This window comes from Bradyrhizobium sp. SZCCHNS2022 (genome assembly GCF_032377575.1).
Lineage (GTDB): Bacteria > Pseudomonadota > Alphaproteobacteria > Rhizobiales > Xanthobacteraceae > Bradyrhizobium > Bradyrhizobium aeschynomenes.
Window position 1 is genome coordinate 1,591,999 of record NZ_JAUHHZ010000001.1, and the last position, 13,811, is coordinate 1,605,809.

Genomic DNA, 13,811 nt, shown 5'->3' on the forward strand with positions numbered 1-13,811 from the left:
ATCATGTCACCGACCAATACGGGCTCTCTCATCTACGCCTTCGACGTTCCCGCCGAGCAGCCCTGGTCGCGGGTGCTGAAGAAGGGGCAGACGCTGCGCATCATCGACAGCGAGGGCGAGCAGGCGGTGGACGCACTGATGTACGTCGCCGATGACACCGCCGAACGCTACAGCGCGCAGGATACGCTGCGCGTCCAGGGCTCGGCCTATCTCGAGCTCGGCACACGGCTGATCTCCAACCGCGGCCGGGTGATGGCAACGATCACCGCCGACACCTGCGGTCGCCACGATACCTCGGCGGGCTGCTGTTCCTGCGAGAGCAACGCCGTCCGCTTCGGCGAGGCGACGCGCTACCAGCATGCCTGCCGGGAAAACTTCATCCTGGAGCTGTTGCGGCATGGCCTGACCAAGCGCGACATCGTCTCCAACCTGAACTTCTTCATGAACGTGCCGATCGAGCCGACAGGCAATTTCACGGTGCTGGATGGCCCCTCAGTGCCCGGCAACTACGTCGACGTCACCGCCGAGCTGGACGTGCTGTTCGTGATCTCGAACTGTCCGCAGGTCAATAACCCCTGCAACGGCTTCGATCCCACGCCGATCCGCGTGGAGATCAGGGAGGCCGCTGCGGCTGAGAGGTCCTAGTTCCGCCTGCGCCGACGATCTGACCGATGTTGATATCAGGTCCCGGGGTGACGTTTGTGCCAGTCGGTAACGCGCTGAAATGCATCGCCGGCGCGGACCAGGCTGGCCTCGTCGAAATGCTGGCCGACGAACTGGAATCCCACCGGACCGCCATTCGCCGCAAAGCCTCCCGGCAAGGTCACGGTCGGACTTCCCGTCATGTCGAACGGGCATGTGAAGCGAAGTAGGCCACCGATCAGCGAAGCGTCCTCGCCGAGCGTCGCCATCTTGGCGAGGCTCGGCGCAGCAAAGGCCTGCGCCGGGACTGCAAGCAGATCGATAGATTCGAACAGCACGCGGACGGCGCCGCGAAACGCTTCGCGCCGAAGCACGATCTTCTGATAGTCCATGCCGGATTGTTGCCGGCCGAGATCGAGCAGGCCTGCGAGCCCGGGGCCGTACTCGTCCTTGCGAGACGGATAGGTGTCCTCGTGCGCGACCGCGACCTCGATGCCGCAAAGCGGGAACCAGTCGTCGATGGCGGCCTGCGGATTCGGGAAATTGATCTCCGTGATCTGGGCGCCGAGATCGACCGCCACGCGCAGGCCCTCGGCCAGCACCCTGGCTGCATCGGCGTCTGTGCCTTCGCTGGTCCAGCGCCTGTCGATGCCAATCGTCACGCCCCGGAGATCGCCGGAGAGGCCGGCGACATAATCCGGCACCGGCAGCGGAACCGACGTCATGTCCTTGGGATCATGGCCCGCAATGACGCGGAGAATGGCGCCACAATCGACCGCGCTTCGCGCCATCGGGCCAATGTGATCGAGCGTCGCTGCGAGCTCGTACGCGCCGTAGCGGCTGACACGTCCCCAGGTCGGCTTGAGCCCGGTGACGCCATTGGCCGCAGACGGAAAGCGGATCGAGCCGCCGGTGTCCGTGCCGAGCGAGCCGTAGCAAAGGCCGGCCGCGGTGGCGACGCCGGACCCGCTCGAGGATGCGCCAGGCCAGAGATCCGCGTTCCAGGGATTTTTCGGCGGATCGATCTTCGGATGATGATCGGCGTACGCGCCTTCGGTCTGCTGCAGCTTGCCGAGGATGATGGCGCCCGCCTCCTTGAGCCGCGCAACCACCGTGCCATCCTCCGTCGGACGGAAGTCACGATGAATGGTCATGCCATGCGCCGCTGGCGCTCCCTTGGCCCAGCACAGATCCTTCACGGCCACCGGCACGCCGTGCAACGGCCCCTTGATCTTGCCGGAGGCAATCTCTGCCTCAGCCACCACAGCCTCGGCGAGCGCGGAGTCCGCCATCACGTAGGCAAAGCTCTTGAGCTTGCCGTCGAGCTGCTCGATCCGTCCAAGCATGGCCTTGGTCACCTCGACCGGCGACACCTCCTTGGCCTGGATCTTCCGCCCGATATCGACGAGTCCGAGATAGTGGAGGTCTGTAGCTGCCATCGTTCTTTCCTCTCTCGCGATATGGTGCACGCTCGCACTCGGAGATGCACCGCCGTTCTGGCGATGCGGACGCATCGGACGCTTCTCGGGCGGCAAATGAAAAAAAAAGCCACCCGTACCTCCCGAATGAGGCAACGAATGGCTCACATGCCGCGTCTATGATTTGTCGTCGAGGATCCGTCTTCGAACGAAGCACTTGGTGCAAAGAGCTGGACGACGTCGGCCAGATCAGCGCACGCCGCGTTCGACGGTATACCCTTCAGAGAAGGTAGATAGTTCTCCCTCGCATTGTCAACGAGGGACTTCGATCTCGCCACGGTTCCGCCCGCGGACAGCGATGACGCGCCGCTCGAGAGCGATCGGATCATCCTTGCTTTGAGATAGACGGGATCGGTGGCGGTCGGCCCGTGAGGCACAACCGCCACGCCAAAGTTTCGCTCAGAACGAGCTCAGCGGCAATTCCAGGTCGTACCCTGGGCGCAGACCGCGTTCGGGCTGTCGCCGCCATAGACCTGATAGGGGTATTCGCCCTTGCGGTAGTAGCCATAGGCATTCGGGTTCGGGCCGTAATAGGACGGCGCCGCGTAGTAGGCCGGGCCGCCATAGACCGGACCATCATAATAATCGTAGGCGTCGCGGCTCGCGGCAATCGCAAGACCGGTGCCGATGACGCCGGCTGCGATCGCTGCGCCGGCCGCAGCCCCGCCGCCGTGCCAGCGGCCATTTCGCGCGTCGGCGCTGGTCGGGCTCAAGGCGCCGATCGCGAGTGCGGTCAATGAAGCGATGACGGCCGTGCGGCCGAGCAGAGCAGGTTTGGTCGACATGTCAGGCCTCCAGTGAAGTATGCCGTGATCGGCGGATATGTCTGGTGTTCGCGGTCTGAAGAACTGTCGACGAATGTCAGAACCGAAAGACACCATACGGATGAGAAGTGTCAGGGCCGGACCTGACCTCGCGCGCGCGGCGCTAGTGGTGCCACTCAGGCGGATGTCCGATCCTTCGGACTAGAACTTCAACTTGCCTTTCGGGTTCCGGCTTACCCGAGCATCCATGCGGACCAGAAAGGACTGCCGGACATCTAACGGAGCGGGCGCGCTGTCGCGCTGCCGAGCTTGCCCGGGACGACACCCTTTACGTCATCAAGGACCGTTGCAACGACCAGGACAACACCGAGCGTGAGGATCAGTCAGGCCTGTGCTTCTCCGGCGTGCTTTGCTGCACGCGGACCGCGGATCAGCCGATATTCGGGGAGGCGATTGCGCCTGCGCTCGCGGCCCGCTCAACGCGGCACCCCGATCAGACACCCTTGATTACCTTCCAGCCCGCACAACATGCTGGTAAATCACGTGATTGTTATGCATATATCTGACGGCTGCAACCGCTGGAACCTGTCGCGTGAGTTCGGAAAGCACATTGGATATCGGTCCGCGTCTGCGGCGAGCCCGGCTGGCCAAGGGGATGAGGATGCGTGACCTCGCGCACGTCGTCGGCTGCGATGAAAGCATGATCTCCAAGATCGAGGCCGGCAAGGTCATGCCGTCGCTGCCGATGCTCGACAAGATGGTCCACGCGCTGGACCGCGACATGGCCTCGTTCTTCGGCCTCAGGGTCGACGACTACAAGCTGGTGCAGAAGCCTGAGGATCGGATGAAGGTGCCGGTCGATGCGCTGCGCGGCGGCAAAGGAGTCGTCTACGAGCGGCTGGTGCCGGTGGCCGCTGGGAATTTGCTTGAAGCGAACATTCACGTCGTCGCGCCCGGCGGTGAGAAGGTCGATCTGATCACTCATCAGGGTGAGGCTGTCGGCTATCTCGTGTCCGGAACGATCGAGCTCACCATCGACGATACGACCTATCTGATGACCGCCGGCGACTCCTTCTTCTTCAAGGCCTATCTGACCAACAGCTATCGCAACGTCGGATCCGACGAGGCGCGGATCGTCTGGGTCAACACTCCGCAGGTCCACTAGGTCTCGGCTCCGGTGAGCGTGCAGCAGGCGGCCGACACGGGAATGTCTGCGCGGCTGCATGAATTTCATGCATGTGACGGGAACGGAAGCAGGGAGCGTGAAGCCTGAGAAGTTCCGCTTTTCTTTATGCAGACGAATTGGCGCGCTACCGGGGCGGATTTCCCAACTCTTGCATTTCGAGGAGCCGCCAAGACGGTGGCATAGCGTTTGCTTGAATTCGACAGGATTGTGATGCATGCCAACTGCCCCTGGGCTGCGTCCGACTGTCGATGGGGCCTCACCCGCTAAGGCGCGCGTCGTAAGCCGCAGCAGCAGCGATGATGGCAGGCGAACCGCTGATGGCTTTCGTTTGGAAACGACTGCTTGGCACCATCCCGAGCCTGGTGGGCGTCGTCGTTCTCACGTTCTTCATTTCGCGTGCGCTGCCCGGAGATCCCGCGGCCTTCTTCGCCGGCCCTGCCGCGAATGCCGCATCGATCGCCAGTATTCGCGCCACGCTTGGCCTCGATCGTCCGCTGCCGGTCCAGTTCATGAGCTACATCGGTGACCTCGCGCACGGCAATCTCGGCCGCTCGCTCACGACTGGGCAACCGGTGCTGACCGATTTGCTTGAACGTCTACCCGCGTCGCTGGAATTGTCATCGTTCGCGCTGCTGTTCGCCATCGGCATCGCCATTCCGATGGGAGTCTGGGCGGCGACCCGCATCAATGGCGGCGTCGATCATGCCTGCCGCGCGCTGGTTACCGTCAGCGCCGCGTTCCCGACCTTCTTCGTCGGGCTGCTGTTCGTCTATATCTTCTACTTCCTGCTCGGCTGGGCGCCGCAGCCGCTCGGCCGGCTCGACGAGATCGCCTTCTCACCGCCGCCTCGCGTCACCGGGGCCTACACGATAGACGCCGTCATCGCCGGCGACTGGCCGGTGTTGCGCGCGGCACTGGCGCAGCTGATCCTGCCGGCGATCTCGCTCGGCCTGTTCGCGCTGGCGCCGATCGCGCGGATCACGCGGGCCGCGATGCTGGAGGCGTTGAGCAGCGATTTCATCCGCACGGCGCGCGCCAGCGGCCTGCCGGTGCGCAAGATCCTGATGGCCTACGCCTTCCGCAACGTGCTGCTACCGGTCTCGAGCGTGCTCGGCATGGTGTTCTCCTTCCTGATCGGCTCGAACGTGCTGATCGAGCAGGTGTTCGGCTGGCAGGGCGTCGGTGCCTATGCGGTGGCCGCCGTCATCGCCTCCGACTACGCGGCGGTGCAGGGCTTCGTGCTGATGATGGCCGTGCTTTACGTGCTGCTAAATCTCGCCGTTGACGTGTTCGCGACGCTGGTCGATCCCCGCGTCAGGTTCGAGGGCTGAGCGATGAGTCTGGTCACGCTCGCCCGCAACACCGGTTATGCCTTCGGCGAAAACCGCCTCACACTCGTCGCCGCGATCATCCTGGCCTTGCTGACGCTGTGCGCGATCTTCGGTCCCTCGATCGCGCCGTACGATCCGCTGCTCACCTCGGCCACCACTAAGCTCGCGCGCCCGAGCCTCATGCATCCGTTCGGCACCGATGCGCTCGGACGCGACATCCTGAGCCGTGTCATCGTCGCGACGCGCCTCGATCTCGGCATGGCGGTCTCGGCGGTGGCGCTGTCCTTCGTGGTCGGCCTCGCGCTAGGTGCGCTCGCCGGCTATTTCGGCGGCTGGACCGATCGCATCATCGGCCGGGCGATGGACACCATCATGGCGTTCCCGCTGTTCGTGCTTGCGATGGGCATCGTGGTGGCGCTCGGCAACAGCGTCGCCAACATCATCATCGCCACCATGATTATCAACCTGCCGTTCTACTGCCGCTTCGCCCGTGCCGAGGTGAACGTGCGGCGCGAGCTCGGCTATGTCGAGGCGGCGCGCATGGGCGGCAACGGGCCGCTGCGCGTCCTGGTCAATCATATCGTCCCGAACATCCTGCCGCCGATGATGGTGCAGGCCTCGCTCAACATGGGCTGGGCGATCCTCAATGCCGCCGGCCTGTCCTTCATCGGGCTCGGAGTCCGGCCGCCGACGCCGGAGTGGGGCATCATGGTGTCGGAGGGCGCGAGCTACATCATTTCCGGCGAGTGGTGGGCTTTCATGTTCCCGGGCGCCGCGCTCGTGCTGGCGGTGTTCTCCTTCAACATGCTGGGTGACGGGCTGCGCGATCTGCTCGATCCGAGAAAGCGCGTGTGATGGCGCAGCTCGAGATCGACAATCTCTCGGTGGAGTTCCGCACCCGTCATGGCGTGGTGCGGGCGCTGGATGCGGTCAGCTTGTCGGTGTCGCGCGGCGAGATCGTCGGCGTGGTCGGCGAAAGCGGCTCCGGCAAATCCGTCACCGCCTACACCGTGATGGGCCTCAACGATGCGGCCGCGCGCATCACCAAGGGCGCGATCACGATGGGCGGCATCGATCTCCTCGCGGCGCGCCCCGAGGCGATGCGCGAGCTGCGCGGCCGCGAGATGGCGATGATTTTCCAGAGCCCGCGCACCGCGCTCAATCCGATCCGTAAGGTCGGCAAGCAGATCGAGGACGTCCTGCAGGAGCACGCCGCGCTGCCGCGGCGCGAGCTGAAGAAGGCCGCAATCGCCGCGCTTGCTCGGGTACGAATTCCCGATCCTGAACGACGCGCGGAGGCTTATCCGTTCGAGCTCTCGGGGGGCATGTGTCAGCGCGTGATGATCGCGATGGCGCTGGCCTGCACGCCCTCGGTGCTGATCGCTGACGAGCCGACCACGGGGCTCGACGTGACGACGCAGGCTGTGATCATGGACCTGATCCGTGAGATGAGCCGGGCGACCCAGATGTCGACTCTGCTGATCACCCATGATCTCGGGCTGGCCGGCGAATATTGCGACCGGATCGCCGTCATGCATGCCGGCCACATCGTCGAGATCGCACCCACTGAAGAGCTGCTGGAGCGTCCGGCGCATCCCTATACGCGCCGGCTGCTGGCAGCTACGCCGGTGCCGGAGTCGCGCCTCGACGACCTCAATGCCATTCCCGGCCATCTGCCCGATCTGCGCGGTGCGCTGCCGCCGTGCCGCTTCAGCGGACGCTGCGAACTGAGACAGCCGATCTGCGACGAAGCGGAGCTGCCTTGGACCAATGTCTCGCCCCAGCATCTCGTGCGTTGCCGGTTTCCGCTGTCATGACGCCGCTGCTTGAGGTCACCTCGCTATCCAAGCTGTACCCGATCAAGCGGGCGGGGAAGGGGGCGAAGCTCCACGCCGTCGACGACGTCAGCCTGACGATCTCAGCCGGAGAAAGCGTCGGCCTCGTCGGTGAATCCGGTTGCGGCAAGTCGACGATCGTGCGCCTGCTCGGCCGTCTCATCGATCCCACCGCAGGCCATGTCCTGATGGACGGCGAGGATCTCACCGCGATCACGCAGACGAAATTCGCGGCGTCGCCGAGCCGGCGGCGCATCCAGGTCGTGTTCCAGGACGCGACCGAGAGCCTCAATCCGTCGTTCCGCGTGTTCCAGGCGATCGCCGATCCGTTGAAGCGGTTGCTCGGCATCACCGACAACGCCGAGATCGCGCGCCGCGTTCAGGCCACCGCCGCCCTGGTTGGGCTGCCGGATGAACTGCTGCAGCGTTATCCGCATCAGCTCTCGGGCGGCCAGCGCGCGCGCGTCGGCATCGCGCGCGCGGTCGCGGTCGAGCCGTCGCTGCTGATCCTGGACGAGCCGACCTCGGCGCTCGACGTCTCCGTGCAGGCCGTGATCCTGCGGCTGCTCGCCGACCTGCGTGCGCGGCTGTCGATGAGCTATCTGTTCGTGTCGCATGATCTCAACGTTGTCAGGCTGCTGTGCTCGCGCGTGGTCGTGATGTATCTCGGCAAGATCGTCGAGATTGCGCCGGCCGAGGCGCTGTTCACCGCACCAAGCCACCCCTACACGCAGGCGCTGGTTGCCGCGATCCCCGACCCCGCGCGGCGCGGTGAAGCGCGGCCGCGGCTCGACGGCAGCCCGGCCAGCCCGATCAATCCCGATCCCAATGTCTGCCGCTTCTACGGACGCTGTCCGAAAGCAGCCGACATCTGCGCGAAGGCGATGCCGCCGCTCCGCGCGACAGGTCCGGATCGTTTCGCCGCCTGCCACTTCGCTGTTTCACCCGCTGGAGGAAACGATGAGCGCTGAAAACGACATCTGCCGCATGGACGCCGTCACCGTTGCGGCGAAGGTCAAGGACAAGACCCTCTCGGCCACCGAGGTCACCGAGGCGGTGTTGCGCCGCATGGACAAGCTCGAGCCGCACATCCATGCCTTCTGCACGCCGACCCCGGACGTCGCGCGTGCTGCGGCGGCCGCCGTCGATGCCAAGATCGCGGCCGGCGAGGATCCGGGCCTGCTCGCGGGCGTGCCGATCGGCATCAAGGATCTGGTCGCGACCAAGGACGTCCTCACCGTGATGGGGTCGCCGCTTTACCGCGACTTCGTGCCGGATGAGGACGACATCGTCGTCGAACGCCTCAGGTCAGCCGGCGCCGTCATCATCGGCAAGACCAACGTGCCGGAGTTCGGCTACAGCGGCGTCGGCCACAATCCTGTATTTCCGGCGACGCGCAATCCCTGGAATCTCGACATGACGTCGGGCGGATCGAGCGCCGGCTCCGGCGCCTCGGTCGCGTCAGGCGTCGCGCCGTTCGCGATCGGCTCCGATGGCGGTGGCTCGATCCGCATTCCCTCGGCGCTGTGCGGCCTCTACGGCATCAAGGCTTCCATGGGTCGCGTGCCGCTGTATCCAGGCTGCCGGGACGAGCGTTATCCCGGCGTATCGAGTTGGGAGTCGCTCGAACATGTCGGTCCCATGAGCCGCACCGTGGCCGACTCCGCATTGATGCTCAAGGTGATCACCGGACCCGATCCGCGCGATCGCTACTCGATTCCAGCAGCCGATTTCGACTACGTCGAGGCCACGAAGGAGAGCATCAAGGGTCTCCGCATTGCCTACAGCGAGGACTGGGGCTATGCGCCCGTCGACCCGGAAGTCCGTCGCGTCGTCTCCGAGGCGGTCCGCGTGTTCGAGACCGATCTCGGCTGCACGGTCGAGCGCGCCAATCCCGGCTGGGACGATCCGTTTCCGCATTTCTGGACCATCGTCGCCGGCGACACCGACCTCACCGGCCTGCGCCGGATGATGAAGGGGCGCGAGAAGGAGATGTCGCCGCATCTCGTCGCGCTGTTGCAGCGGCAGTGGACGGCCGAGGAATTCACCGACGCCAAGATGATCCGCCAGATGGTCTGCAACCGCATGTGGCGGTTCATGGCCAACTACGATCTCCTGATTACGCCGACGCTCGCGGTGCCGGCCTTTCCGCTCTACATGCAGGGGCCCGAGATCATCGAAGACAAGATGGTCACGACCGGCGACTGGCTCTGCTTCACCTTCATCTGCAACCTGACGGGCCAGCCCGCCGCGACCATCCCCGCGGGCTTCACCAACACGGGTCTTCCTGTCGGCATGCAGATCATCGGCCGCCATCTGGCGGATCGGACCGTGCTCGCCGCCTCCGGCGCCTTCGAACAGGCGCGTCCGTGGGCGCACAAATGGCCGAAGCTGTTGACCGAGCTCGGCCTCTGACACTGCCTCCACCACCCACCTGAAACATCCAGAAAGGACGCACGATATGAAGCTCTATCGCAATCTCGTTGCAGCGGCGTTGCTCACAGCGTCCGCTGTGCTGCCAGGCGCCCTTGCGCGCGCGGCCGAGATCGCCAAGGACACCCTGGTGATTGTGTCGGAGATGGGCCCCAACGGTCTCGACACGATGGTGCCGACCGCCAATGATCACAGCCGCATGGTGGTCTGGCAGGCCTATGACCGGCTCGTCAGCCATGGCGAGAAGACGCTCGCGGACGGCACGGTGTCCTATGACGCGAAGATCATGACGCCGGAGCTCGCCGAAAGCTGGGAAGCCAGCGAGGATGGCAAGACCTACATCTTCCATCTGCGCAAGGACGCGACGTTCCACGACGGCACGCCGGTCACCGCCAAGGACGTCAAATGGTCGTTCGACCGTGCCATCGCCGCCGGCGGCTTCCCGGCGGTGCAGATGGCGGCGGGCTCGCTGGTCAAGCCCGAACAGTTCTCGGTCGTCGACGATCACACCTTCAAGGCTACCTTCGATCAGTTCAACAAGCTGACTATGCCGGATCTCGTCGTGCCCGTGCCGGTCATCATCAACTCCGAGTTGGCCAAGAAGCACGCCACCGCGCAGGACCCCTGGGCGTTCGACTGGGTGTCACGCAATGATTGCGGCGGAGGCGCCTACAAGGTGGAGTCCTGGACGCCGGGACAGCAGACCGTGTTCACCCGTTTCGACGCCTGGAAGTCCGGACCGCTGCCGAAGCTCAAGCGCGTCGTCTATCGGCAGATCGCATCGGCCGGCACGCGCCGCGCGCTGTTGGAGAAGGGCGACGTCGACATGTCGGTCGGCCTGCCGCCGAAGGACTATGCCGAACTGGCGGAGCAGGGCAAGGTCACGATCATCGGCGTGCCCGTGCAGAACGACCTCGTGTTCGTCGACATGAACGTGAAGATCGCCCCGTTCGACAATCCCAAGGTGCGTGAAGCGATCTCCTACGCCATCCCCTATAAGGAGATCGTCAGCTCCGCCCTCTACAACCGCGCCAAGCCGATGTTCGACGGCGACCCGGCCAAGCCCTATCCTGATGCGACCTGGCCGGTCCCGATCAAGCATGGCCAGGATCTCGCGAAAGCCAAGCAGCTGCTCACCGAGGCCGGCTTCCCGAATGGCTTCAAGACCACGCTGTCGATCGATCTCAGCGAGTCCACCGTGCGTGAGCCGACCGCGATCCTGATCCAGGAAGCGCTGAAGTCGATCGGCGTCGAACTCACGATCGAAAAGGTACCGGGCTCGAACTGGTTCGCCCAGATGGCCAGCAAGACGATGCCGATGGTCATCGCCGAGTTCTACGGTTGGCTCGACTACCCCGACTACTTCTTCTTCTGGACCTTCCATGGCGGCAACAACTCGGTGTTCAACACAGCCAACTACGTCAATCCCAGTCTCGACAAGGTGATCGACGAGGCCCGCTTCACCAGGGATCCTGAGATCTACAAGACGAGCCTGAACAAGATGGTCGACATCGTGATGACCGATCTGCCGCGCATCCCGCTCTACACGCGCTTTGCCGACTATGCGATGCAGAAGAACGTCAAGGGCTTCGAGTACTGGTTCCACACGCATCCGGACTTCCGCAAGCTCTACAAGGAGTGATGCTGGATGAGAGGACGGCAGGCGCGCTCGCGTCGGGCGCGCCTACTTTTCATCGGGGACATCTCGTGCAGGACACTCTCGGGGCCTTCATTCCTGGCGCCATCATTCGGCGGGCACCGCACCGGTCGGGCCCGTTGTCGGGCCTGACCTTTGCGGTCAAGGATCTGTTCGATGTTGCCGGCGAGGTGACCGGTTGCGGCAATCCCGACTGGGCCGCCACGCATGACGCCGCGGAGGCGGACGCCTGGGTTGTCGACGCGCTGCTAGGCGCCGGCGCCGCGCTGACCGGCAAAACCATCACCGATGAGATCTCGCTCGGGCTGCTCGGCATTAACAAGTTTGACGGAACGCCGCTCAACCCGCGCGCGCCGAATCGCGTCCCCGGCGGCTCGTCGAGCGGCTCGGCCTCGGCCGTTGCCGGTGGCCTGGTCGATGTCGCCCTGGGAACCGACTCCGGCGGCTCTGTGCGCACGCCCGCGAGCTTCTGCGGGATCTACGGCCTGCGCCCGACGCACGGCCGTATCTCGGTCGCCGGCCTGATGACCCAGGCGCCGTCGTTCGACACGGTGGGCTATTTTACCAGGGACGCGCAGACGTTCAGCCGGGTCGGCGCCGTGCTTCTCAGCGAGCCGATCGCGGACGCCTTGCTCCCGGAGATCGTCATTGCATCTGACTGTTTCGCGCTCGCCGATGCGCCGGCCTGGGACGCGTTGCAACCGGTTCTCGGCCGGCTCGGCAATGCCACGACAACCCATTCGTCGCCTCTGGCTGACGGTCAGCTGCTCGACTGGGCACGCCATCAGCGCGTCCTGCAGAAGAGCGAATTCCACGCGACGTTTCGCGACTGGATCGATCGGGTGAACCCGCGCTTCTCCTCGGAGGTGGCCGGCGCCTTCGCTGACGACGGCCGCATCACGGTGGACGAACTCGCTGCCGCCAAGGCGTTCCGCGCGGCAGCCGCGAAGCGTCTCGACGATCTCCTGGACGGGCGGCGCATGCTGTGTCTGCCGACCTCGCCCATTCTGCCGATCGCGCGCAATGCGCGTCTGTCGGAGATCCGCGCTGCCGTGCACCGGATCGTCGATCTCACGTGCATCGCCGGACTGACGGGGCTTCCGCAGGTGAGCCTGCCTGTGGCGACATCCGGCCCGATTCCGGTTGGGCTGTCTTTGATCGGCTGGCGCGGCGGCGATGCGCCGCTGATCGCTGCAGCGCGCACGCTGGCCCGGGACTTCTCCATAGGCCTGTTTGAGGAGCAACCATGACCGACGTCAAGGACACGAGGACGCTGACGCTTCCAGGTGGGCTCAAGGTGCTGAACGCGGCCATCGCGGAGGCGACGCGGATCGGACAGCCCATGTGCATTGCTGTTGTCGATAGTGGCGGCAACCTGCTGGCGTTTGGGCGCATGGACGGCGCGAAGGGACTGAGCGTGACCTCGTCGATCAACAAGGCGCGGACCTCGGCGCTGTCGGGGACGCCGACCGGCGGGGCTCACGCGGATGTGGAAATCCAGGTCACCCTGGCGCATGAGAGCCGCTGGACCAACCTGATCGGCGGGCTGCCGATTTGCGTCGACGGCTTCATCCTCGGCGCGGTGGCGGCGGGCTCCGGGTCTGGTGCGCAGGATCTCGCCGTCGCCCGCGCTGGCGCGGCCGCCATCCCTGGCGCCGACATGTACATCGATTTCAAACCCATGGGGGCAGAAGATACAGGGATCATCAGGGGGACGACGCACCAGGGGTAGGTCTGACCACTTAATCTCCTGCGTGAAAATGCCTGGCGATTAGCTCGAAACCAAGGTGCGGATGTGGAAATTGGCGGTCTGAAGACGGCGGTCATGCTGAAGAATATTGGCGCCAGAAAGTGCCCATCTCCGTTCGATAAGCACCGTTTCGGTCCGCCTGCGAGATAAGGCATTGGAATCGCAACCGACGTCTCCGCCCTCCGAGCGCACCACAAACCCACGTTTTCCCTTGAAATCGTTACGGTTTTTTCCGGATGTGACCCGGGAATGTTACCACTTCGTTCCCGCCTGCCGTTCCCGTCCTGTTGTCCGCGACAGACCGCAGAAAATCATCCAGTTCCTGGCCCTGGTCGAACGCGACCACCTTGTCCATTCCACTGATGCCGAGCTTCTCGCGGTTGGCCTGCGCGATGTCGTGCGCCGGCATCTTCGGGTCGGTCCAGCCGAACATCGCCATCATCTGGCTCTCGGTGCACTCGGCATAGGCGACCACCTCGGCGCGCGCCTTGTGCGCGCCATGGCAGCTCTTCTTCGCCTCGTTGACGCCCGCGAGGACGGAGAATTTCTTGAACTTCATCGCCCACGCCTTCTTGTTCATCGGCAGCACGCGCCCCTTCAGGCGCTTTCCGCGTGAAGGTCGTTCAATTAACCTCCACAACCATGAGATGTAATTTTGTTGCTGATATGAAACATCGGTAAAATTACCGGCGCGCACTCCTCCTCAATCTTGCCCTTCAATAGGCTCCTGTGCAC

Annotated in this window: 13 protein-coding genes; 10 read left to right on the forward strand and 3 right to left on the reverse strand. The window is 64.5% G+C overall.

Features of this window, described 5'->3' with window-relative positions; translation table 11 throughout:
- Positions 1-3 precede the first annotated feature (3 nt).
- Positions 4-645 (forward strand): urea amidolyase associated protein UAAP2, encoded by a 642-nt coding sequence (locus QXZ94_RS07015; RefSeq protein WP_315719806.1) that lies wholly within the window; start codon positions 4-6, stop codon positions 643-645.
- A gap of 35 nt (positions 646-680) precedes the next feature.
- Here the strand turns inward: QXZ94_RS07015 and QXZ94_RS07020 are convergent, their stop codons facing one another.
- Together QXZ94_RS07020 and QXZ94_RS07025 are read right to left on the reverse strand one after the other, a co-directional pair.
- Positions 681-2,081 carry an amidase gene (locus QXZ94_RS07020; protein ID WP_315719807.1) on the reverse strand — a complete coding sequence of 467 codons (1,401 nt, stop codon included), beginning with the start codon at positions 2,079-2,081 and terminating at the stop codon, positions 681-683.
- Positions 2,082-2,530: 449 nt separating this feature from the next.
- Positions 2,531-2,905 (reverse strand): hypothetical protein, encoded by a 375-nt coding sequence (locus tag QXZ94_RS07025; RefSeq protein WP_172109404.1) that lies wholly within the window; start codon positions 2,903-2,905, stop codon positions 2,531-2,533.
- A gap of 571 nt (positions 2,906-3,476) precedes the next feature.
- Here QXZ94_RS07025 and QXZ94_RS07030 point away from each other — a divergent pair.
- From QXZ94_RS07030 to QXZ94_RS07070, 9 genes are all read left to right on the forward strand, one after another.
- Entirely contained in the window at positions 3,477-4,049 is a 573-nt protein-coding gene (locus QXZ94_RS07030; protein WP_315719808.1) for a cupin domain-containing protein, read from the forward strand.
- Positions 4,050-4,384: 335 nt separating this feature from the next.
- On the forward strand, positions 4,385-5,401 hold the full coding sequence (locus QXZ94_RS07035; protein WP_315726136.1) for an ABC transporter permease: 1,017 nt from the start codon (positions 4,385-4,387) through the stop codon (positions 5,399-5,401).
- 3 nt (positions 5,402-5,404) lie between these two features.
- Complete coding sequence (locus QXZ94_RS07040; RefSeq protein ID WP_315719809.1) at positions 5,405-6,256, forward strand: ABC transporter permease; 852 nt, start codon at positions 5,405-5,407, stop codon at positions 6,254-6,256.
- Positions 6,256-7,218 carry an ABC transporter ATP-binding protein gene (locus QXZ94_RS07045; protein WP_315719810.1) on the forward strand — a complete coding sequence of 321 codons (963 nt, stop codon included), beginning with the start codon at positions 6,256-6,258 and terminating at the stop codon, positions 7,216-7,218. Before QXZ94_RS07040 ends, QXZ94_RS07045 begins: the two co-directional genes overlap by 1 nt.
- A complete protein-coding gene (locus QXZ94_RS07050) occupies positions 7,215-8,207 on the forward strand; it encodes an ABC transporter ATP-binding protein (RefSeq protein WP_315719811.1) in 993 nt (330 codons plus the stop codon). The genes QXZ94_RS07045 and QXZ94_RS07050 overlap by 4 nt, the downstream gene beginning before the upstream one ends.
- On the forward strand, positions 8,197-9,651 hold the full coding sequence (locus QXZ94_RS07055) for an amidase (protein WP_315719812.1): 1,455 nt from the start codon (positions 8,197-8,199) through the stop codon (positions 9,649-9,651). Before QXZ94_RS07050 ends, QXZ94_RS07055 begins: the two co-directional genes overlap by 11 nt.
- Before the next feature lie 46 nt (positions 9,652-9,697).
- The gene (locus tag QXZ94_RS07060) at positions 9,698-11,311 is read left to right on the forward strand and encodes an ABC transporter substrate-binding protein (protein WP_315719813.1); all 1,614 of its coding nucleotides are present in this window, start codon (positions 9,698-9,700) and stop codon (positions 11,309-11,311) included.
- Complete coding sequence (locus QXZ94_RS07065) at positions 11,311-12,576, forward strand: amidase (RefSeq protein WP_315719814.1); 1,266 nt, start codon at positions 11,311-11,313, stop codon at positions 12,574-12,576. The genes QXZ94_RS07060 and QXZ94_RS07065 overlap by 1 nt, the downstream gene beginning before the upstream one ends.
- On the forward strand, positions 12,573-13,058 hold the full coding sequence (locus QXZ94_RS07070) for a heme-binding protein (RefSeq protein ID WP_315719815.1): 486 nt from the start codon (positions 12,573-12,575) through the stop codon (positions 13,056-13,058). Before QXZ94_RS07065 ends, QXZ94_RS07070 begins: the two co-directional genes overlap by 4 nt.
- 238 nt (positions 13,059-13,296) lie before the next feature.
- Here the strand turns inward: QXZ94_RS07070 and QXZ94_RS07075 are convergent, their stop codons facing one another.
- Entirely contained in the window at positions 13,297-13,773 is a 477-nt protein-coding gene (locus tag QXZ94_RS07075; RefSeq protein ID WP_315719816.1) for a hypothetical protein, read from the reverse strand.
- Positions 13,774-13,811 lie beyond the last annotated feature (38 nt).

Bases quoted from the DNA above. Each gene is read 5' to 3' on its own strand.
- QXZ94_RS07015 (WP_315719806.1), top strand. From the start codon at position 4: ATGTCACCGACCAATACGGGCTCTCTCATCTACGCCTTCGACGTTCCC.
- QXZ94_RS07020 (WP_315719807.1), bottom strand. From the start codon at position 2,081: ATGGCAGCTACAGACCTCCACTATCTCGGACTCGTCGATATCGGGCGG.
- QXZ94_RS07025 (WP_172109404.1), bottom strand. From the start codon at position 2,905: ATGTCGACCAAACCTGCTCTGCTCGGCCGCACGGCCGTCATCGCTTCA.
- QXZ94_RS07040 (WP_315719809.1), top strand. From the start codon at position 5,405: ATGAGTCTGGTCACGCTCGCCCGCAACACCGGTTATGCCTTCGGCGAA.
- QXZ94_RS07045 (WP_315719810.1), top strand. From the start codon at position 6,256: ATGGCGCAGCTCGAGATCGACAATCTCTCGGTGGAGTTCCGCACCCGT.
- QXZ94_RS07050 (WP_315719811.1), top strand. From the start codon at position 7,215: ATGACGCCGCTGCTTGAGGTCACCTCGCTATCCAAGCTGTACCCGATC.
- QXZ94_RS07055 (WP_315719812.1), top strand. From the start codon at position 8,197: ATGAGCGCTGAAAACGACATCTGCCGCATGGACGCCGTCACCGTTGCG.
- QXZ94_RS07060 (WP_315719813.1), top strand. From the start codon at position 9,698: ATGAAGCTCTATCGCAATCTCGTTGCAGCGGCGTTGCTCACAGCGTCC.
- QXZ94_RS07065 (WP_315719814.1), top strand. From the start codon at position 11,311: ATGCTGGATGAGAGGACGGCAGGCGCGCTCGCGTCGGGCGCGCCTACT.
- QXZ94_RS07070 (WP_315719815.1), top strand. From the start codon at position 12,573: ATGACCGACGTCAAGGACACGAGGACGCTGACGCTTCCAGGTGGGCTC.